Here is a 19387-nt window from a genome sequence, read left to right as displayed (position 1 = left end):
GGGGGACGCCGATCCCCCGGGGCCCGCGGGCCCCTTTCCGTACGCCGGGCCCGCCGCCGACCGCGCGGCGCGCCTCAGGCGGCGTCGAAGGCGATCGACTCGGTCAGGTGGTACCACGTCCGGTCCGACTCGGTGCGTGCACGCTCGGACGCTGTCACATACGCGTAGCCGTCGGTACCGAGCAGCAGGTGCAGCGGCGGCTCCGCCATCCCCGCGACGCGCACGATCACGCCGGCCGCCTTCGCCGGGTCGCCGGGCTGCCGCCCGCTCGCCGCGCGCGTCGCCTCGACCATCGCGCCGACCGTCTCCCGGTACGCCTCGCCGACCGGCGGCGTCGCCATCGAAGACCCGGCCCAGTCGGTGCGCAGGCCGCCGGGCTCGATGATCGTGACCCGCACGCCGAGCGGACCGACCTCCCGGGAGAGCACCTCGGAGAAGCCGCCCACCGCCCACTTCGCCGCCTGGTACGCGCCGAGCCCCGGCGTCGTGGCCCGGCCGCCGCTTGACGACACCTGGATGATGTGGCCCGAGCCCTGCTCGCGCATGACGGGCACGGCGGCCCTGGTCGTGTGGTACGTGCCGTAGAAGTTGGTGTCCATCTGCGCCCGGAACGCCTCCTCCGGCATGTCCTCGATCGGCGCGATGTCGCCGTACCCCGCGTTGTTGACCAGGACGTCGAGCCTGCCGTGGGCCCGCACCGCGTCCAGCACGGCGGCGCGCGCCGCGGCCCCGTCCGTCACGTCGAGCGCGACCGGGTGCAGCCGGTCGCCGTACGCGACCGCGAGATCGTCCAGCTGCGCGGGGTTGCGGGCGGTGGCCACCACCCGGTGGCCCGCGTCGAGCGCCGCCACGACCACCGCGCGGCCCAGGCCGCGCGAGCTGCCGGTGACGAACCACACCTGGGACCCCTGAGATTCCTGAGATTCCTGGGACTTCTGGGGCTCATGCGGCTTCTGGGATTCGGACACGGGGACCCTCCGCAGGAAACGGCCTCGACTGGAGGCGCGGGAACGTAAGTGACTAACTAGTCAGTTACTTCACTGTACGGCCGACCCCGCCGCCCACGCAAACGCGCCCGGCCGGGCCCCGGGGCGCGCCGACTACGATGGCGGCGTGGCCAGAGACTCGCGCATCACCAGGGCAGGGATCCTGGCCGCGGCGACCGAGGAGTTCGCCCGGCACGGCATCGCGGGCGCCCGCGTCGACCGCATCGCCGCCGCGGCCGGCTACAACAAGAACCTGATCTACGTGCACTTCGGCGGCAAGGACCAGCTGTTCGACGCCGTCTACGAGGCGGCCGTGCGCGAGATCCTGGAGGCCGCCCCCTTCGACGCGTACGACCTGCCCGGATACGCGGCCGCCCTGCTGGAGTTCCACATCGGCCATCCCCACCTGATGCGGCTGTCCCGCTGGAACGCGCTGGAGCGTCCCGGCGCGGTGCCGCAGACCGTGCGCGAGGCCGGGGAGGCGAAGACGGCCGCGCTCGCCAGAGCCCAGGAGGAGGGCAGGGTCGACGCGGCGCTCCCCGCCGACCGGCTGCTCGCCCTGGTGGTCTCCCTCGCCTCCACCTGGACAGAGGGCACGCCGGACGCGGAGCCCGAGGGCGTCGCGGCCGCCGCGCTCGCGGCCCGCAGGGACGCCGTCGCCACCGCCGTACGGCGTCTCACCGCACCCCGCGCGGACCGTGGGCACCCGGCAGGGCCCCGCCTCGCGGCAGGATCACACCCACGGGATTAAGGAACCTCTCAGGAGGCGCCCCTAGCGTGCGCCGTATGAACCCCACCCCCAGCACCACGACGACAGAACCGGACGCCGCCACCGGGAACGAGCACGACGAGAAGGAGCGCACGGCGGCGGAGGCCACCGCGGCGGAGGGCGCTGCCGGAGACGGCGCCGCCGACGGCGGTGCGGCGGCGGACGACGCGGCCGGCCGGGAGGGCGAGCAGAACGCCGACGCAGCCACCGACGACGACGCCGTGCCGCCCCGCACCTCGCGCGGGGTAGGCGCCGCGGCCGCCGCCGTGGTCGCGGCGGCGCTCGGCGTCGTCTCCCTCACCGGGACCTGGACCGGCCGCATCGGGGCCGAGCGCGAGACGCTCGTCGGCCAGCTGCACACCAGCCAGTCCGCGTCCGCGAGCCGGCAGATCGCCGAGCTGTACGGCGACGGCTGGCACACGACCGCCGCGATCAACGGCGCGGTCGCACTGGTCGCCGCGGTCCTCGCGGTGATCGCGCTGTTCGCCCTGCGACCCGCCGCCGCTGCCGCGAGCGCCGCCTGGGCGAAGCCCGTCGCCATCGCGGCGCTCGTGCTCGGCGCGGTCGGCGTGGTGGTCTCGCTCGGCATGTACTTCGACCTGTTCGCTTCGCTGCCCAGCGCGCCCGCCACCCCCACGGCCCCGACACCCGCCTCCTGAGCCCCGGCCCCGGGCGCTCAGGGCTCTCTCCGGCCTGGAGCGTCCCGGGTGGCCCCTTGGCCTCGGGCCTCTAGGCCGGGGTCCCGGCGGATGTGCCGGGGCCCTGGGCCTGGTCGTGGGTCTGGGCCCGGTCGGGGCGGGCGTCCGGCGCCGCCGGATCCGATTCCGGGCGGCGGATCGTGACCTTCCCCGAGGCCAGGTCTATCGGGCCGCGCCCGGGGTCTGAGCCGTCCACGTCGACCCGGCTCAGTTCGAGCCGCTTCTGTTCCTCCGCCGTGTGCTTCCTGCCCGGTGCGAAGAGATCCTCGATCATGTTGAACACGGCCCGCCGCCTCCTGCTCCTGAGCTCAGCGCACCTGGAGCAGGAGGATCCTGTCGTCGCCCCGCTCGGGTGTGCCGCGCGTGTCGGTGTTGCTCGTGACCAGCCACAGCTTGTCGTCCCCGGCCGAGAGCACCGTACGCAGGCGGCCGTACTTCCGCTTCAGGAACGCCTGGACAGGCCCCGCGGATTCCCCGCCGTCGAGCGGGATGCGCCACAGCCGCTCGCCGCGCAGCGAGGCCATCCAGACCGATCCCGCCGCGTACGCGATGCCGCTCGGGGACGCGTCGTCGGTGTGCCACTGCTCCAGCGGGTCCGTGAACCCGGCCCTGTGGCCCTTGCCCTCGACCGTGGGCCAGCCGTAGTCGCGGCCCGGCCTGATCAGGTTGAGCTCGTCCCAGGTGTCCTGTCCGAACTCCGAGGCCCACAGCCGCCCCGAGGGGTCCCACGCGAGGCCCTGCACATTGCGGTGGCCGAGGTCGTAGACGACGGAGCCCTTGTACGGGTCGCCTGACGCGGGCGCCCCATCGGGCGTCATCCGCAGGATCTTGCCGCCGAGCGACCCCTTGTCCTGCGACTTCCCGGTGTCGCCGGACTCGCCGGTCCCCGCGTACAGCATCCCGTCGGGCCCGAAGGCGATCCGCCCGCCGTTGTGCACGAACCCCTTCGGGATCCCCTTCAGCACCGTGTGCGGCGCCCCGAGCTGCCGTCCGGCGGGCTTCGACGGGTCGTAGGCCATGCGCACGATCCGGTTGTCGGACCGCGTGGTGAGGTACGCGTAGACGAGGTGGCCGGAGGAGAGCGACGGCGGCAGCGCGATCCCGAGCAGCCCGCCCTCGCCCGCGGGCGAGACCCCGGGGACCCGGCCGAGTTCCGTCCTGCTTCCGCTCCGCGCGTCCACCCTGGTGATCAGCGCGTCGTCGCGGGACGACACCAGCAGGTCGCCGCCGGGCAGCGCCGCCAGGCCCCACGGCGACCTCAGGTGCTCCGCGAGCGTGCGGACCACCCGTACGGAACCCCGCTCGGGCGGCACCGCGGGCGAGGACGAGGCAGGAGAGGACGAGGCGGACGGAGAGGGAGCGGAGCGGGACGAGGCGGACGGGGACGGGGCGGAGCCGGAGTCCGCGGCGGACCCGGTGCACCCCGCGGCCAGGAGGAGCGCGGCGGCGGCCACCGCCGTCTGCACTGCGGTACGTCGCACGGCTCGGCCCATCCCTTCGGCGGTGTACGGCGGCGACCCGGGGTGTCGCACACCCTCCACCACTGTCGTCCACGACCCCGCCCCCGCGCACCCGGCGCACACCGCATTCCGGCCACGCACGCGCGTCCGCGCCGCCCGCCGTGGCACCCCGGCGGCCCGCGCGGACGCGCCGCCCGGTCAGTCCCAGGACGACCTGGCCGGCGGCAGCGCCGCGATGTCCGCCAGGTCACGCGGCGTGAGGCGCAGCCGCGCCGCCGCCGCGTTCTCCACCGCCCAGTCCGGGCGCTTCGTGCCCGGCACGGCCACCACCTGCCGTCCCCGCCCGAGCACCCAGGCGAGCGCCACCTGCGCCGGCGTCGCCCCGTGCCGCTCCGCGACCCGCCGCAACCCCGCCACCAGCGGCTGGTTCGCCGCCATCATCTCGGCGGTGAAACGCGGGTGCCGCGCCCGTACGTCGTCCTCCTCGAAGCCCTGCCCCGGCGTGAGCGTCCCCGTCAGGAAGCCCCGGCCGAGCGGCATCGCCGCCAGAAAGCCCACACCGCGCTCCGCGCACCACGGCAGCAGCAGGTCAAGCGACTCGGGCGCCCACACCGAGAGCTCAGCCTGCACCGCCGAGACCGGGAACACCTGCTGCATCCGCGCCAGCTGCCGTACCGCCGCCGCGTACGGCGCGTCCCGCACGCGCCCGGCGCGCCGCGGCCCGTCGCGCAGCCCCACCGCGCACATCCCGAGCGCCCGCACCTTGCCCGCCGTGACCAGCTCCGCCATCGCGCCCCAGGTCTCCTCGACCGGTATCTCGGGGTCGGCCCGGTGCAGCTGGTACAGGTCGATGACATCCGTGCGCAGCCGCCGCAGCGACGCGTCGCAGGCCCGCCGCACATACTCGGGACGCCCGTCCGCCAGCAGGTGCTGGTCCCCGACGAGCAGCCCGCACTTGGTCGACACGAACGCGTCGGCCCGCCGCGTCGCGAGCACCCGGCCGAGCAGCAGCTCGTTGGTGAAGGGCCCGTACATGTCCGCGGTGTCCAGCAACTCCACGCCCGCGTCGAGCGCCGCGTGCACCGTGCGCTCCGACACCTCGCCCCGCCGCTGCGATGGGCTGTACGCCCAGCTCATCGGTGCGCAGCCGAGCCCGACCGCGCCCACCCCCAGCACACCCGCGCCGATCCTCCTGCGCTCCACCTGCGAGAACCCCTCTCACCTCCCCGCGCGCGGGAGGCTCCCAGTCGACCCCCACCATGATCACCCCAGGCCCGCGGAGGGCACCGGCGGGGGAGCGTAACGGGGACCCGGAGGGGGCGGGGAACGCCGAGGGGCCCGGCCGTACACGGCCGGGCCCCTCGCTTCGCACACGCGTCGTGCTCCCTCCCGCCCGCAGGGGCGGGGGGTCAGTCCTCCAGGTTCACCGAGCGCGCCGACGCGGCGCCGATCTCCGCCGAGATCTCCGTGAGCACCGGCTGCGGCACGGTGTCGTCCACGGTGAGGACGACCAGCGCCTCGCCGCCCTCCTCGGCCCGCGACACCTGCATGCCCGCGATGTTCAGCCCCGCCTCGCCGAGGATCCTGCCGACCGTGCCGACCACACCGGGGCGGTCCTCGTAGCGCAGCACCACCATGTGGTCGGCGAGCGCCACGTCCACGTCGTACTCGCCGATCGCGACGACCTTCAACAGGTGCTTCGGCCCGGCCAGCGTGCCGGAGACCGAGACCTCCTCGCCGCCCGACAGGGTGCCGCGCACCGTCACCACATTGCGATGGTTGGGCGACTCGCTCGACGTGGTCAGCCGCACCTCGACGCCGCGCTCCTGCGCGAACAGCGGCGCGTTGACGTAACTCACCGTCTCCGCCACGACATCCTCGAACACGCCCTTGAGCGCGGACAGTTCGAGCACCTTCACATCGTGCTGGGTGATCTCGCCGCGCACCTCGACATCGAGGCGCACCGCGACCTCGCCCGCGAGCGCGGTGAAGATCCGGCCCAGCTTCTCCGCGAGCGGCAGCCCGGGGCGCACGTCCTCGGCGATCACACCGCCCTGCACGTTGACCGCGTCGGGCACCAGCTCGCCCGCGAGCGCGAGGCGCACCGACTTGGCGACCGAGATGCCCGCCTTCTCCTGCGCCTCGTCCGTCGAGGCGCCCAGGTGGGGTGTCGCCACGACCTGGTCGAACTCGAACAGCGGCGAGTCCGTACAGGGCTCCTTCGCGTACACGTCGAGGCCCGCGCCCGCGACCCTGCCCTCCTTGAGGGCGGACGCCAGCGCCTCCTCGTCCACGATCCCGCCGCGCGCGGCGTTGACGATCCGGACCGTCGGCTTGACCTTGTGCAGCGCCTCGTCGCCGATCAGGCCCAGCGTCTCCGGGGTCTTCGGCAGGTGCACCGTGATGAAGTCGGCCGCTTCGAGCAGCTCGTCGAGGGTCACCAGCTTCACGCCCATCTGCGCGGCGCGCGCCGGCTGCACATACGGGTCGAACGCCACGATCTTCATGCCGAACGCGGCCATCCGCTGCGCCACCAGCACGCCGATGCGGCCGAGGCCGACCACGCCGAGCACCTTCTCGCTCAGCTCGACACCCGTGTACTTGGAGCGCTTCCACTCGCCGTTCTTGAGCGCGCCGTTGGCCTGCGGGATGTTGCGCGCGCTGGAGATCAGCAGGCCGCAGGCGAGCTCAGCCGCGGTCACGATGTTCGACGTCGGCGCGTTGACGACCATGACGCCCGCCTTGGTGGCGGCGGGCACGTCCACGTTGTCGAGACCGACGCCGGCCCTGGCGACGACCTTCAGCCTGTTCGCGGCGGCCACGGCCTCCGCGTCGACCTTGGTGGCCGAGCGGATCAGGATCGCGTCGACGTCGGCGATCGCGGGCAGCAGCGCCGCGCGGTCGGCGCCGTTGCAGTGCCGGATCTCGAAGTCCGGACCGAGCGCGTCGACGGTGGCGGGTGACAACTCTTCAGCGATGAGTACGACAGGTTTATCGCTCACGTGTGTCCTCACAAGTCCCATTGCGGACGGCCGTCCCAGCGGCCGCATGCGGTGGAGGTGTCATGGGGGTGTGCAGGCTCAGCATGACCTTGCCGGATCATGACGACACACCCTCGTCCGCGTGAAAGACGCACGACGCTGTGGGCCCGACGCGTGTGGTGCAGAGTCTAGTGCCGTTGCCGGCGGCTGATCCCACCCGAGCGGCAGGATCACTCATACGTGCATGCTTCACATGCTTCACGTACGGGGGCCGCGCCCGGCGGCCGGGCGCGGCGGCGGGACCCCGCCGCGCGGCGCGCGGCGGGACCCCTGCTCCGGATCAGTCCTCGGAGTCGTCGACCCAGCTCATCAGCTTGCGCAGCTCGGCGCCCGTGGTCGCCAGCAGGCTGTCGGCGTCGGCCTTCTTGTACTCGTTGTACTTCTTCAGGCCGCCGTGGTACTCGTCCATCCAGGTCTTGGCGAACGAGCCGTCCTGGATCTCGCCCAGGATCTTCTTCATCTCGGCCTTGGTCTGGTCGTTGATGATGCGCGGACCCGAGACGTAGTCGCCCCACTCGGCGGTCTCGGAGACCGACCAGCGCATCTTCTCCAGGCCGCCCTCGTACATGAGGTCCACGATCAGCTTCAGCTCGTGCAGGCACTCGAAGTACGCGATCTCCGGCTGGTAGCCGGCCTCGACCAGCGTCTCGAAGCCCGCCTTCACCAGCGCGGAGGTGCCGCCGCACAGCACGGCCTGCTCACCGAAGAGGTCGGTCTCGGTCTCCTCCGTGAAGGTCGTCTTGATGACGCCCGCGCGGGTGCCGCCGATGCCCTTCGCGTAGGCCAGCGCCAGTTCGAGGCCCTTGCCCGTGGGGTCCTGCTCGACCGCCACGATGCACGGAACGCCGCGGCCCTCCTCGTACTGGCGGCGGACCAGGTGGCCGGGGCCCTTCGGGGCGACCATGCACACGTCGACGTTGGCCGGCGGCTTGATGAAGTCGTAGCGGATGTTCAGGCCGTGGCCGAAGAACAGGGCGTCGCCGTCCTTGAGGTTGTCCTTGATGGACTCCTCGTAGACCTGCGCCTGGATCGGGTCCGGCACCAGGATCATGATGACGTCGGCCTCGGCCGCCGCCTCGGCGGGCGTGACCACGCGCAGCCCCTGCTCCTCGGCCTTCGCCCTGGACTTGGAGCCCTCGTGCAGGCCGACCCGGACATCCACACCGGAGTCGCGCAGCGACAGCGCGTGGGCGTGGCCCTGGCTGCCGTAGCCGATGACCGCGACCTTGCGGTTCTGGATGATGGACAGGTCGGCGTCGTCGTCGTAGAACAGCTCGGCCACGGATTCTTCTCCTTGTTGACAGCGGTGCTGGTGGTGCGTCCCACCGTACGGCGGGGATGCCGACGGCGGACTGCCGGTCTCGCGATGCGGTCCGGCAGCGGTGAGCGCGCGACGGGCCCGGGGGCTCAGGCGCTGCGCTCGAGGGCGCGCAGGCTGCGGTCCGTGATGGACCGCGCGCCCCGCCCTATGGCGATCGTGCCGGACTGCACGAGCTCCTTGATTCCGTACTGCTCCAGCATCTTGAGCATGGCGCCCAGCTTCTCGCTTGAGCCGGTGGCCTCGATGGTGACGGCCTCCGGGGAGACGTCCACGGTCTTGGCACGGAACAGCTGGACGATCTCGACGATCTGGCTGCGGGTCTCGTTGTCGGCGCGGACCTTCACCAGCACGAGCTCGCGCTGGATCGCAGCGCCCGGCTCGAGTTCGACGATCTTCAGGACGTTCACCAGCTTGTTGAGCTGCTTCGTCACCTGCTCCAGGGGCAGGTCCTCGACATTCACCACGATCGTGATGCGGGAGATGTCGGGGTGTTCGGTGACACCGACCGCGAGCGAGTCGATGTTGAAGCCCCGGCGGGAGAACAGCGCGGCGATCCTCGCGAGGATGCCGGGCGTGTTCTCGACCAGGACGGAGAGCGTGTGCTTCGTGGACATGGGAGTCTCTCTGGGTCTCTCGGTCGTGGCTGTCGGGTCGGTCGGTTCAGTCGTCGGACACGTCACCGAAGTCGGGGCGGACGCCGAGGGCGGCCATGATCTCGTCGTTCGACGTCCCTGCGGCGACCATCGGCCACACCATCGCGTCCTCGTGGACGATGAAGTCGACCACCACGGGGCGGTCGTTGACGGCATTGGCCTTCGCGATCACCGCGTCCAGCTCGTCGGGCGACTCGCAGCGCATCGCCACGCACCCCATGGCCTCCGACAGCTTCACGAAGTCCGGCACGCGCGTGCCGCTGCTCGGCCCGCTCGCGCCGTCGCTGTCGTCGCGCAGGGTGGTGTGCGAGTAGCGCTGGTTGTAGAAGAGGTTCTGCCACTGGTGCACCATCCCAAGGACGCCGTTGTTGATGATGGCGACCTTGATCGGGATGTTGTTGAGCGCGCAGGTGGTCAGCTCCTGGTTGGTCATCTGGAAGCAGCCGTCGCCGTCGATCGCCCACACCGTGCGGTCCGGCTTCCCGGCCTTCGCGCCCATCGCGGCCGGCACCGCGTACCCCATCGTCCCGGCGCCGCCCGAGTTCAGCCAGGTCGCGGGCTTCTCATGGTCGATGAAGTGCGCCGCCCACATCTGGTGCTGGCCGACGCCCGCCGCGTACACCGTGCCCTCGGGGGCGAGCTGACCGATGCGCTGGATGACCTGCTGCGGGGAGAGCGAGCCGTCCTCCGGCTGGTCGTAGCCGAGCGGGTACGTCTGCTGCCAGCGGTCCAGGTCCTTCCACCACGCCTGGTAGCCGGTCCTCGCCGCCTCGCCCAGCGTGCCGGCCGCGTGCTCCGCCTGCACCGCCTGCACCAGGTCCGCGAGCACCTCGCGGGCGTCGCCCACGATCGGCACGTCGGCCTCGCGGTTCTTGCCGATCTCCGCCGGGTCGATGTCCGCGTGCACGACCTTCGCGTGCGGCGCGAAGCTGTCCAGCCTGCCGGTGACCCGGTCGTCGAACCTGGCCCCGAGCGCCACGATCAGGTCGGCCTTCTGGAGCGCGGTCACCGCGGTGACGGCCCCGTGCATGCCCGGCATGCCCACGTGCTGCGGGTGGCTGTCGGGGAAGGCGCCGAGCGCCATCAGCGTCGTGGTGACGGGCACCTTCGTCAGCTCGGCGAGCACCCTCAGCTCCGCCGTGGCCCCGGACTTGACGACACCGCCGCCCACGTAGAGCACCGGGCGCTTCGACCGGGCGATCAGCTTCGCGGCCTCCCGGATCTGCTTGGCGTGCGGCTTGGTCACCGGGCGGTAGCCCGGCAGGTCGAGCACCGGCGGCCAGGAGAAGGTGGTCTGCGACTGGAGCGCGTCCTTGGCGATGTCCACCAGGACGGGGCCGGGACGGCCGGTGCCCGCGATGTGGAAGGCCTCCGCGATGGTGCGCGGGATGTCCTTCGCGTCCTTCACCAGGAAGTTGTGCTTGGTGACCGGCATCGTGATGCCGACGATGTCCGCCTCCTGGAAGGCGTCCGTGCCGATCGCCTTCGAGGCGACCTGGCCGGTGATGGCGACGATCGGCACCGAGTCCATGTGCGCGTCGGCGATCGGCGTGACCAGGTTGGTCGCACCGGGCCCCGACGTCGCCATGCACACCCCGACCTTGCCGGTGGCCTGCGCGTAGCCCACCGCCGCGTGGCCCGCGCCCTGCTCATGGCGGACGAGCACGTGGCGGACACCGGTCGAGTCCATCATCGGGTCGTACGCCGGGAGGATCGCACCACCGGGGATGCCGAACACCGTGTCGGCCCCCACCTCCTCAAGCGAGCGGATCAGGGACTGGGCGCCCGTGACGTGTTCGACGGGGGCGGACGGCGCTGCGCCGCTGCGGGGCCGCGGCTGCGGATGGTGGGCCCCGGTGGCCTGCTCGGTCATCGGCTTCTCTTCTCAGGGCTTGGGTTTCGCGAGATGTCGCGAGGGTGGTTGAGGGTACCGGTGCAACAAAAAACCCCCCGTGCCGTAGGGCAAGCGAGGGGAGCGCGTCGGTGAGGGTCCGCGGAGCCGGTGTACGGGCTCTGCTTCAGCCGACGCGCTGTCCAAGTACGAGAATTCGGGTGCGCATGGAACCGACCATCCCCCTGACGCGCCATTCCTGTCAAGTGGGTGGGACGGACGTCTCACCATTCGAGCGGACGGACGGGAAGGGGAGATGCTCACCGGCCGCCGACCGCGGGCCGAGCGCCGAGAACGACGCGCCGAACAGCCCACGGACCGCCCCCTCGGGGGCACTTGGCCCGTACACCCCGACGGCCCCCGGCACCCCGACGGCCCCCGGCATCCCGGCGGGGCCCGGGCCCGCCGGTGCGCCGCCGGAGCCTCCCGGCAGCGCGACCGCGCCCGCGGGCCCGAGGACGGCGGGCGGGCCGCCGACGCTCCTGCGGCCAGGCACGGGCTCCCCTGCGGGCACCGGCAGTCCCGGGCCGCCCTGGACGCCGCCCGTGCCGTGCGGCACGCTCCCCGCTCCCCGAGGACCCGGCCGCCCGGCACCGCCCGGCGCCAGGAGCGCGGCGTCGTCCGCCTCCTCGGAGGCGGGCAGCGGGTACACGCCGCGGCCGAGTGCCCGGCGCAGCCGGTGCTCGTCCAGCGGCCCGGAGAACGCCGCGCCCTGGCCGTGCGTGCAGCCGAGGGCCCGCAGTGCCAGTATCTGGTCGGGCCGGTCCACGCCGTCCGCCACGGACTGCATGCCGAGGTCGCGGGCGATCCGCAGCAGGCCCGCGGTGATGCGGTGGAGCCGCGGGGACTCCGCGATGCCCTCGACCAGGCCCCGGTCGAGCTTGAGCGCGTCGAGCGGCAGGCTGCGTAAGGCGTGGATGGCGGAGAAGCCGCTGCCGAAGCCGTCGAGCGCGATCCGCACCCCGAGGCGGCGCAGCGCCCGCAGCCGCCGCTCCAGCTCCTCGGGGTCCACGCCGTGGTCGGCATCCGCCAGCTCGATCGTGAGGGACCGGGAGGGCAGGCCGTGCCGGGTCAACAGTGCCTCGACGGAGTCGAGCCGCGGCGGGCGGTCCAGCAGGCGCCGCGCGGGCAGCCGCACGACGACGGGCGCGTCGTGGCCCGTCGCCCGGAAGCGCTCGGCGGCCCGCCGCACCGCGTCGTCCAGCAGCCGGTGCCCGAACTCGGCGGCCCTGCCGTGGTCGTGGTCGTCGGCGATGCGGAGGAACTCGGCCGGGGTGAACAGCAGGCCCTGCGGTGCCCGCCAGCGCGGCTGCGCGGTCACCCCGCAGATGCGGCCCGTCGCGAGGTCCACCACGGGCTGGTGCAGCAGGGCGAACTGGCCCTCGTGCAGCGCGGTGCGCACCCGGCCGGTCAGCTCGGCGCTGCGCACGGCGTCCGAGCGCAGCTGGGGCGCGTACAGCTCGACGCGGTTCTTGCCCGCGGCCTTCGCGCGGTACATGGCGAGGTCGGCGTTGCGCATCAGGTCGGCCGGGTCCGTGCCCGGCTCGGCGAAGGCGATCCCGATCGACGCGGCCACCCGCACGTCGTGCCCCTCGATGCGGTACGGCTCGGACAGGGTCAGCCGCAGCCGGTCCGCGATCTCCCCGACCGTGCGCTCCCGGTCGGGACGCGACGCGCCGTCCGCGCCCCCGGGCTCGCCGGTCAGCACGAGGGCCGCGAACTCGTCGCCGCCGAGGCGCGCTGCCGTGTCGCCCGCGCGCACCGAGGCCTGGAGGCGCCGGGCGGCGTGGATCAGCAGTTCGTCGCCGACCTGGTGGCCGAGGCGGTCGTTGACGCCCTTGAAGCCGTCGAGGTCGATGAAGAGGACCGCCGTGCCCGCGTCCCCGGCGCGCCGCCCGGCGAGCGCCTGGCCCACCCGTCGGGTGAACAGCGCCCTGTTGGGCAGGTCCGTCAGCGGGTCGTGCTCCGCGTTGTGCTGCAACTGGGCCTGCAGGCGAACGCGTTCGGTGACGTCCCGGCTGTTGAAGATCAGGCCGTCCTCATGGCGGTTGACCGTCGACTCCACGTTGAGCCAGGCGCCGGTGCCCGACCTGAACCGGTACTCGACGCGGGCGCTGGGCTCCCGCGCGGGCGGTGAGGCGAGGAAGCGCCGCACCTCGTGGACGACCTTGCCGAGGTCGGCGGGGTGGATCAGCGAGGCGAGCTCCACGCCTTGGAGCTCCTCGGCGCTGCGGCCGTACACGCCGGAGGCCGCGGGGCTCACGTACCGCAGCACGCCGGACGGCGCGGCGATCATGATGACGTCGCTCGACCCCTGGACCAGGGAGCGGAAGTGGTTCTCCTTCTGGGCCAGTTCCTGGGTGAGCGCCACATGGTCGACGAGCATGATCCCCTGCCGCACCACGAGTGCGAGCACCACCGTGCAGCCGGTGAGGATCACCACCCGGTCGACCTGGTGGCCCTCCACGGCCGTGTACAGGATGCCGAGCGTGCAGACCGCGGCCGACAGGTACGGCGTGAGGGCGGCGAGCACGCCCGCGACGCCGCTGCGCCGGCGCGCGGCGGGGCGCTGCTTGACCTCCGGCAGGTGCCGCACACCCCACGGCGCGTACGCGAGCAGCAGCGACCCTGCGAACCAGCCGGCGTCGAGGAGCTGCCCCGAGTGGTACTCGGCGCGCAGCAGTGGCGAGGTGAACAGGCCGTCGCACAGGACCGTCAACGCGAGTGCGCTGATCGCGGTGTTGACCGCGGTGCGACTCGCCGTGTGCCGGAAATGCAGCGCGAGCACCATGCTCACCAGCACGATGTCGAGCAGCGGGTAGGCCAGCGCGAGGGCGGCCTGCGGGACGCTCGGACCGTCGACCCGCGCCGTGTGGGCGAGCGCGAGGCTCCAGGAGAGCGTCAGCAGTGAGCCGCCGATCAGCCAGGCGTCGAGGCCGAGACAGACCCAGCCGGCCCTGGTGGCGGGGCGCTTGGCGAGGACGAGGAGGCCGACGATGGCCGGGGGCGCGAAGCAGAGGAAGAACAGGTCGGCGAGGGAGGGCGCGGGCACGGGCTCGCGCAGCACGACCTCGTACCACCCCCATATGGCGTTGCCGCCCGCCGCCATGAACGACGACAGCGAGAACAGCAGCCAGGCGGACCGGAAGCTGTGGCCCTTGCCGCGCGCGTACAGGAAGCAGGAGACTGCCGCGATCAGTGCGGCCAGGCTGAGTCCGAAGTCGCCCATGAAGACCGAGACTTCCTGCGAGCCCCAGCCCGTCGCCGCGCCCGCCGCGTAACCCGCGCAGACCAGCGCGAGCACGAGCTGCGCGGCCAGCCCGCCGCTGCCGCCGGCCCGGCGGCGCCGGTCGAGGAGGGCCCCCTCGGCGCTCATCGGCCCGCTCCGGGACATGTCGCTTTCGGTTGGTCGGTCCTGTCGGTCCATCGGCCGTGCATCGCCCGTCGCCCCCCTCGGATTCTGGTCGCTCCCCGACGCCGCCCCACACGCGACGCAGCCCCCAGATCGGGACGATACACCAGAGCCGTCACTCAGCGACATAGTCTCTCTACTCTCCGTGACGATCTCGGGTGACGTGATACCGCGTCAGGGGCGGCTGCGCAGCGTGGTCACGGAGGGGCGCTCCGTGACGGGCTCACTCTGTGGTCATTACCACGTTCTGGAGGGCTTCACCCCCGGCGAACCGGGTCAGTTGTGTCGAGAGGAGCCTTTTGGCCCGGGGTTCGAACGCGGAGGTGGAGCCTCCGACATGGGGGCTGACGAGGACGCCGGGCGCGTGCCAGAGGGGGTGTCCCGCGGGCAGCGGCTCCGGGTCCGTGACGTCGAGCGCGGCGGTGAGCCGGCCGGTGGTCACCTCCGCGAGCAGGGCCTTCGTGTCGACGACGGCACCGCGCGCGACGTTGACGAGCAGCGCGCCGTCCTTCATCCGCGCGAGGAAGCCGGTGCCGACGAGCCCCCGGGTCGCGTCCGTCAACGGCGTGGAGAGGATCACCACATCGGCGTCGGGGAGCAGATCGGGCAGATCCGAGAGCGTGTGAATGGGCCCGCGCGCGGTGGTGCGCGCCGAGCGCGCGACGCGCGCGACCCGCGCGCACTCGAACGCCGCGAGCCGGTCCTCGATGGCGGAGCCGATCGAGCCGTAGCCGATGATGAGCACCGAGCGGTCCGCGAGCGCGGGGAAGAACCCGGAGAGCCACTCCTCGCGCTCCTGCGCCCGCACGAATCCCGGTATGTTCCGCAGCGAGGCGAGGGTCAGGGTGAGCGCCATCTCGGCGGTACTCGCCTCGTGCACCCCCTTGGCGTTGCACAGCGCCACCCCCGGGGGCGTCGCCGCGAGCCCCGGCAGCACGTGGTCGACGCCCGCGGAGAGCGTCTGCACGACCCGGAGCGAACTCATCTCGGCCAGCGGCCGCCTCGCGACCTCGGGCCCCTTCAGGTAGGGCACCGTGTAGAAGGCGCACCGCGCCGGGTCGCCGGGGAACTCCTCCCCGCCGTCCCAGAACCGGTAGGTGAGGCCCTCCGGCAGCCCCGCGATCTCGTCCGCCGTATACGGAATCCACACCTCTGCCGCGTCATTGTCCATGGTCGGGAGGTTAAGCCACGCCCCTGCCTGCCCAGAAGCCCCGCCTGTGCGGTCCGCGCCACGCCACGGGCGCACCGGGTGAACCCATGGTCAACGCCCGTGGGCGCCGGGGCGGGTGTGCGGGGCCCGCCTCGCGGAGCCCCTGCTCGGGCCGCCGGCGTCCTTCGCGCGGTGGCGCGGGCGCGTTCCGGGCCACGCGGCCAGCCGGCCCGCCTCCCGGAAACCCCGCTCGGGCCGGCGGCGCCCACCCTCCAAGCGGCGCCGACCGCACGACGGCGTGGGTGTGTCCGGGTGCCGGTGGCCCATGCCCCCCGGTGTTCGGGATGGTTCGCCGGGGGCCGCGCCACGCGAGGCTGCCGTCCGTACGGGTTCCGGCACGCGCGTACCGGGCCGTACGACGCTCCGGCGCGGGGCCGGGTTCAGGCCGAGGCGCGGGGGAGGAGCGCGCCGTGGACCGCGAGGGCGGCTCTGGGGGCCGGGTGCTCGGGGGCCGAGAGGAGGCGGGCCGCCTCGTCGACGGCGAGGGCGCCGAGCCTGCCGATGCCGAGCGCGACCGTGGTCAGGGCGGGTTCGACCAGGTCGCCGAGGCGCAGCCCGTCGAAGCCGACCACCGCGAGGTCGTCGGGCACCCGCCTGCCGAGGCGGCGGGCGGCCCGCAGCGCGCCCACCGCGATCACGTCGTCGAAGGCCAGTACCGCGGTGACGTCCGGGTGCGCGGCGAGCAGCCGGGGCAGCGCCGCCTCGCCGCCCTCCACCGACTGGCGCGCGCCGGCCACCGCGTCCGCCGCCACCCCGTGCGGGGCCGCCGCCGCGGCGAACCAGGCGTGCCGGTCGGAGGGTTCAGGGTGTCCCGAGTGGTCGAGCATGCCGATCCGCCGGTGCCCGCGCGCCACCAGGTGGCCCACGGCCGCGCGGATACCGTCCGCGCCGTCGACGCGGATCGACGAGAACCGGGGCGACCTGTGCTCCCGCCCCACCAGCACCACCGGCACTCCGCGCGTACCCCGGTCGATCTCCTCCTCGGGGCTGCTGAAGTACCCGATCACCGCGTCGACCTGGGAGCCGATCACCCGGAGGGTGGCGCGCTCCTTGTCCGGGTGGTCCGACGTGTCGTGGACCACCACGTGCCAGCCCCGGAGACCCGCCGCCCCCAGGGCCGCCGCCGCGACCTCGGTGGAGAACGGGTTGAGCAGGTCGGGGATGACGAGCCCGACCGTCACCGTGTCCTGCCGCACCAGGCCGCGCGCGAACCGGCTCGGCTGGCAGCCGGGTTCACGCGCCGCGTCCAGCACCCGCCGCTTGGTCGCCCCCTGGATCTCGCCCTTGTCGTTGAGCGCCTGCTTGTCGTTGAGCGCCCGCGACACCGTCTGCCGGGACACCCCCGCCGACCGGGCGACATCGTGGATCGTCACCCTCCGCCGCCGCGCCCCTGACGCCACCACCGCACCCTCCCCGCAGCCGGCTGCGCCCGGCCACCGTGGCCGCCGTGCCGCAGACCGGCTATGACGCCTGCCGCGTGGCCCGCGGCGCCGGTGTCAGCCGAGCCGCGCCCGCAGGCGCTCGCCCAGCACCACGTCGTGCGGCAGGCGCGCAAGCTCCGCCGCGTCCACGGCCACGCCCCGGCGGGCGAGGACCCGGGCCAGGGAGCCCCAGTGGTCGGCCGCCATCTGCGCGCGCGTCCTGCCGCCGAACGGCTCGTCGGGCCCGACCACCGTCCTGGCGTCCCGCTCGACCTCCTCGGCCACCAGCCGCAACCCGGTGCCCGCCGGGCCCGAGGCGCTCCAGCCGCGGTCGTCGAGCAGCACCACGCGGCGGCCGTCCGCGAGCACGGCCACCAGCCGCGCGGACACCGAGATCCGCCGCGCGGCGCTGTCGGCGGTGTCCAGCTCGGCACGGGTGACCAGGCGAACCACCGCGGTCGCGCGGGGGCGTCCCCCGCCGCCTGTCATGTCGCGGATCCGGGGCCTGGTGTAGGGACCGCAGTTTGGTGAGCACGGCTTCCTGCAGAAACGGCGGATTCCGCGCGAGATGAGCACTGCGTGCGAGTGCTGATCATGAGCAGAAGGAACCGCACGGGTGTCTTTGATGGTCGCTGTGTGTAGCGGCGGTTAGCCCTTGCCTTCCGTATCCCGGGTGTTCGGCGACTGGTGGTGGGAGGAACAATGGTCCGCAGAATCGCCGGTTTGGGTAACCGGCGTTCGGCGGCTATGTTCCGCCCAGCCGGGGAGGCTCAGCGGGCAGCCCTGGTGTGTCGACCACGCGAATCCGGCGGTTCGCAGGTTCCTGAGGTGACGACCCCGACGGCCTGGGTCCAGAACATCCCAAGGGACCGTGTCGCTGAACGGTAGGCCGGAAGAACCGGGCCGGCCTCTCCGCACCCGCGCGGGTGCACGCACCACGCGTCGTCAGGGCCCGTCCACGGCCGGTTTCACTGTCGTCGTCCGGCCGGGGCGGCTGCGCCTGCACGTCGATAAGAAGGCGGCTGCGCAGCTCTCCACGACGAGCGGCTACACCCAGATCGAGAGCAAGAAGGCGATGAAGGCCCGCGGCATGAAGTCGCCGGACCGCGCGGAAGCTGTGCTCTTGGCCTTGTACGAGCCCAATCCCTTGAACAAGCCCCGACGGCGGGGCCTGCTCAACTGAAGGGTTTCAGCACGTTCACTCGCCTACCGGGAGCGAAGCAGTCCTTTCGGCATTTGCGCGGTGAGCACCTGCCCACTCCTCTTCGAGGATCTTCTCCACTTCCGCCATACGCGCGAGCACACGGGGGTCCTGCGCGATATAACTCGGAAGTGACGTCCGGCTAGTCACCTCCGCCACCAGCACTTGTTCCACTGCCAGCCCGTAGGCGTTCACCATGTCTGCACCGTCGATGTAGGCATTGGTGAGATCCGCGTCGTCCATCCGGGTCCCGTTGCAGTTCGCCCGATACATCTCAACCCCCGTCAGGTTCGCCCCCTCCAGGCTGGCACCTTGCAGGTATGCCCGAGTCATTCGGGCCCCGCTCAAATCGGCACCGTCCAACCGGACTCCACACAGGTCCGCGCGGTGAAAGTTGGCTCCGGCGAGGTTCAAGTCACCAAGATCGATCTTCCTGCCCGAATCCACGTGCTCAGAGCCCCCGTTCCACTCCCAGATGCTGTCGTCTGGGTGCCCGCCCGGCTGGGTCGGTGGTCCGATGAGTGCGGTCAACGCCTGCTGTACGTCTGCATCGGGCCTTGTGCGTACGGAGGCGGCCGGGATGCTGGCTACCCCACCCCTGCCGCGAGCGGCCCGACGTGCCTCGGCAATGCGCATGGATCGGGCAACTGGAGGTGCTGGGGCGGCACCGCGAGCGGCCCGGTCCCGTACGAAGGCTTTCAGTACCTGCGTCGCGTGCTCTGCCTGGCCAGGGGCATCTTGGACGATCTGCTCTAGGGCCAGGAGACCTCCGATTCGTACGTACATCTCTGCCGAGCCGAGGCGTTCCAATGCCTTAGTGAAGCGCTCAGTGACCTGGCCTCGCTGGGTGAGTCGGTAGTTGAATGCGGTGAACAGAAGGGCGATGCCCGCCCCGAAGAGCGCGAACAGCTGCACGACCGAGGTCCGAAAGCCAGTGACCAGCGCGGCCGAACCGGTGCGCAGTTCCTTGTCACTGAGGTACTCGCCGTCAGCCCACCAGGGCCCGCGCCATACAAGCAGCACCGCACAGATGGCAGCCATAGCAATCGCTACGCCTCCCAGAATCACAAGTCCCCGTTGTTTGCGCACGACTCATCTCACCGCACGAGTCCCCGCAGAGGCAACGTATTGAGGGGCGGGCTTCCTGATCTTTCCACCGAAGCACGGGCTCCTGGCGCAACTGACTGCGGTAGCGTCCTCGTGTTGTGCTTTCTACGGATCTTCATGAGCAGAGGCGGACGTCGCTGATCATGAGCACTCGAGCACTAACCTCGATCTTTCTTGAGGGTCCGCCGACGGAGTCGGTGGACCCTTTTGCGTTCCG

Annotated in this window: 16 protein-coding genes; 3 read left to right on the top strand and 13 right to left on the bottom strand. The window is 72.5% G+C overall.

Annotated elements, in window-relative coordinates; all coding sequences use genetic code 11:
- Window positions 1-74: 74 nt before the first annotated feature.
- Complete coding sequence (locus tag ABEA77_RS08005; protein WP_345643170.1) at window positions 75-899, bottom strand: SDR family NAD(P)-dependent oxidoreductase; 825 nt, start codon at window positions 897-899, stop codon at window positions 75-77.
- A 214-nt stretch (window positions 900-1113) separates the two neighbouring features.
- On the opposite strand from ABEA77_RS08005, the gene ABEA77_RS08000 reads away from it, so the two are divergent.
- On the top strand, window positions 1114-1737 hold the full coding sequence (locus ABEA77_RS08000) for a TetR/AcrR family transcriptional regulator (RefSeq protein WP_345643167.1): 624 nt from the start codon (window positions 1114-1116) through the stop codon (window positions 1735-1737).
- A 35-nt stretch (window positions 1738-1772) separates the two neighbouring features.
- Window positions 1773-2414, top strand: coding sequence for a hypothetical protein (locus ABEA77_RS07995; RefSeq protein WP_345643164.1), 642 nt, complete (start codon window positions 1773-1775; stop codon window positions 2412-2414).
- 70 nt (window positions 2415-2484) lie between these two features.
- On the opposite strand, the gene ABEA77_RS07990 is transcribed toward ABEA77_RS07995, so the two are convergent.
- The 11 genes from ABEA77_RS07990 to ABEA77_RS07940 all read right to left on the bottom strand — a co-directional run bounded on the left by ABEA77_RS07990 (window position 2485) and on the right by ABEA77_RS07940 (window position 17351).
- On the bottom strand, window positions 2485-2727 hold the full coding sequence (locus ABEA77_RS07990; protein WP_345643470.1) for a DUF6191 domain-containing protein: 243 nt from the start codon (window positions 2725-2727) through the stop codon (window positions 2485-2487).
- Between the two features lie 34 nt (window positions 2728-2761).
- Complete coding sequence (locus ABEA77_RS07985; RefSeq protein WP_425588228.1) at window positions 2762-3934, bottom strand: PQQ-dependent sugar dehydrogenase; 1173 nt, start codon at window positions 3932-3934, stop codon at window positions 2762-2764.
- Window positions 3935-4111: 177 nt separating this feature from the next.
- Window positions 4112-5116 carry an aldo/keto reductase gene (locus tag ABEA77_RS07980; protein ID WP_345643159.1) on the bottom strand — a complete coding sequence of 335 codons (1005 nt, stop codon included), beginning with the start codon at window positions 5114-5116 and terminating at the stop codon, window positions 4112-4114.
- 206 nt (window positions 5117-5322) lie between these two features.
- Window positions 5323-6915: a phosphoglycerate dehydrogenase gene (gene serA, locus ABEA77_RS07975; RefSeq protein ID WP_345643158.1), complete on the bottom strand. Its 1593-nt coding sequence runs from the start codon at window positions 6913-6915 to the stop codon at window positions 5323-5325.
- Window positions 6916-7234: 319 nt separating this feature from the next.
- On the bottom strand, window positions 7235-8236 hold the full coding sequence (gene ilvC, locus ABEA77_RS07970; RefSeq protein ID WP_345643157.1) for a ketol-acid reductoisomerase: 1002 nt from the start codon (window positions 8234-8236) through the stop codon (window positions 7235-7237).
- Between the two features lie 125 nt (window positions 8237-8361).
- Window positions 8362-8889 (bottom strand): acetolactate synthase small subunit, encoded by a 528-nt coding sequence (gene ilvN / locus ABEA77_RS07965; protein WP_345643155.1) that lies wholly within the window; start codon window positions 8887-8889, stop codon window positions 8362-8364.
- Between the two features lie 46 nt (window positions 8890-8935).
- On the bottom strand, window positions 8936-10801 hold the full coding sequence (locus ABEA77_RS07960) for an acetolactate synthase large subunit (protein WP_345643153.1): 1866 nt from the start codon (window positions 10799-10801) through the stop codon (window positions 8936-8938).
- Window positions 10802-11021: 220 nt separating this feature from the next.
- Window positions 11022-14195 (bottom strand): putative bifunctional diguanylate cyclase/phosphodiesterase, encoded by a 3174-nt coding sequence (locus ABEA77_RS07955; protein ID WP_425588227.1) that lies wholly within the window; start codon window positions 14193-14195, stop codon window positions 11022-11024.
- Window positions 14196-14454: 259 nt separating this feature from the next.
- Window positions 14455-15402: a 2-hydroxyacid dehydrogenase gene (locus tag ABEA77_RS07950; RefSeq protein ID WP_345643150.1), complete on the bottom strand. Its 948-nt coding sequence runs from the start codon at window positions 15400-15402 to the stop codon at window positions 14455-14457.
- A 419-nt stretch (window positions 15403-15821) separates the two neighbouring features.
- Window positions 15822-16814 (bottom strand): LacI family DNA-binding transcriptional regulator, encoded by a 993-nt coding sequence (locus ABEA77_RS07945; RefSeq protein WP_345643147.1) that lies wholly within the window; start codon window positions 16812-16814, stop codon window positions 15822-15824.
- A gap of 123 nt (window positions 16815-16937) precedes the next feature.
- Window positions 16938-17351 (bottom strand): hypothetical protein, encoded by a 414-nt coding sequence (locus ABEA77_RS07940; protein WP_345643145.1) that lies wholly within the window; start codon window positions 17349-17351, stop codon window positions 16938-16940.
- 382 nt (window positions 17352-17733) lie between these two features.
- Between ABEA77_RS07940 and ABEA77_RS07935 the strand changes: the two genes are divergently transcribed.
- A complete protein-coding gene (locus ABEA77_RS07935; RefSeq protein ID WP_345643143.1) occupies window positions 17734-18045 on the top strand; it encodes a hypothetical protein in 312 nt (103 codons plus the stop codon).
- A 15-nt stretch (window positions 18046-18060) separates the two neighbouring features.
- Here the strand turns inward: ABEA77_RS07935 and ABEA77_RS07930 are convergent, their stop codons facing one another.
- Window positions 18061-19086 (bottom strand): pentapeptide repeat-containing protein, encoded by a 1026-nt coding sequence (locus tag ABEA77_RS07930; RefSeq protein ID WP_345643141.1) that lies wholly within the window; start codon window positions 19084-19086, stop codon window positions 18061-18063.
- Window positions 19087-19387 lie beyond the last annotated feature (301 nt).

The organism is Streptomyces tremellae, from assembly GCF_039540215.1.
In the GTDB taxonomy this organism is placed as follows: Bacteria; Actinomycetota; Actinomycetes; order Streptomycetales; family Streptomycetaceae; genus Streptomyces; species Streptomyces tremellae.
This window is presented reverse-complemented; position numbering and strand designations above follow the sequence as displayed.

What these genes read in the sequence shown, in the direction of transcription:
- ABEA77_RS07995 (WP_345643164.1), top strand. Translation starts at nt 1,773, where the DNA reads ATGAACCCCACCCCCAGCACCACGACGACAGAACCGGACGCCGCCACC.
- ABEA77_RS07990 (WP_345643470.1), bottom strand. Translation starts at nt 2,727, where the DNA reads ATGATCGAGGATCTCTTCGCACCGGGCAGGAAGCACACGGCGGAGGAA.
- ABEA77_RS07940 (WP_345643145.1), bottom strand. Translation starts at nt 17,351, where the DNA reads ATGACAGGCGGCGGGGGACGCCCCCGCGCGACCGCGGTGGTTCGCCTG.
- ABEA77_RS07950 (WP_345643150.1), bottom strand. Translation starts at nt 15,402, where the DNA reads ATGGACAATGACGCGGCAGAGGTGTGGATTCCGTATACGGCGGACGAG.
- ilvN (WP_345643155.1), bottom strand. Translation starts at nt 8,889, where the DNA reads ATGTCCACGAAGCACACGCTCTCCGTCCTGGTCGAGAACACGCCCGGC.
- ABEA77_RS07955 (WP_425588227.1), bottom strand. Translation starts at nt 14,195, where the DNA reads ATGAGCGCCGAGGGGGCCCTCCTCGACCGGCGCCGCCGGGCCGGCGGC.
- ABEA77_RS07960 (WP_345643153.1), bottom strand. Translation starts at nt 10,801, where the DNA reads ATGACCGAGCAGGCCACCGGGGCCCACCATCCGCAGCCGCGGCCCCGC.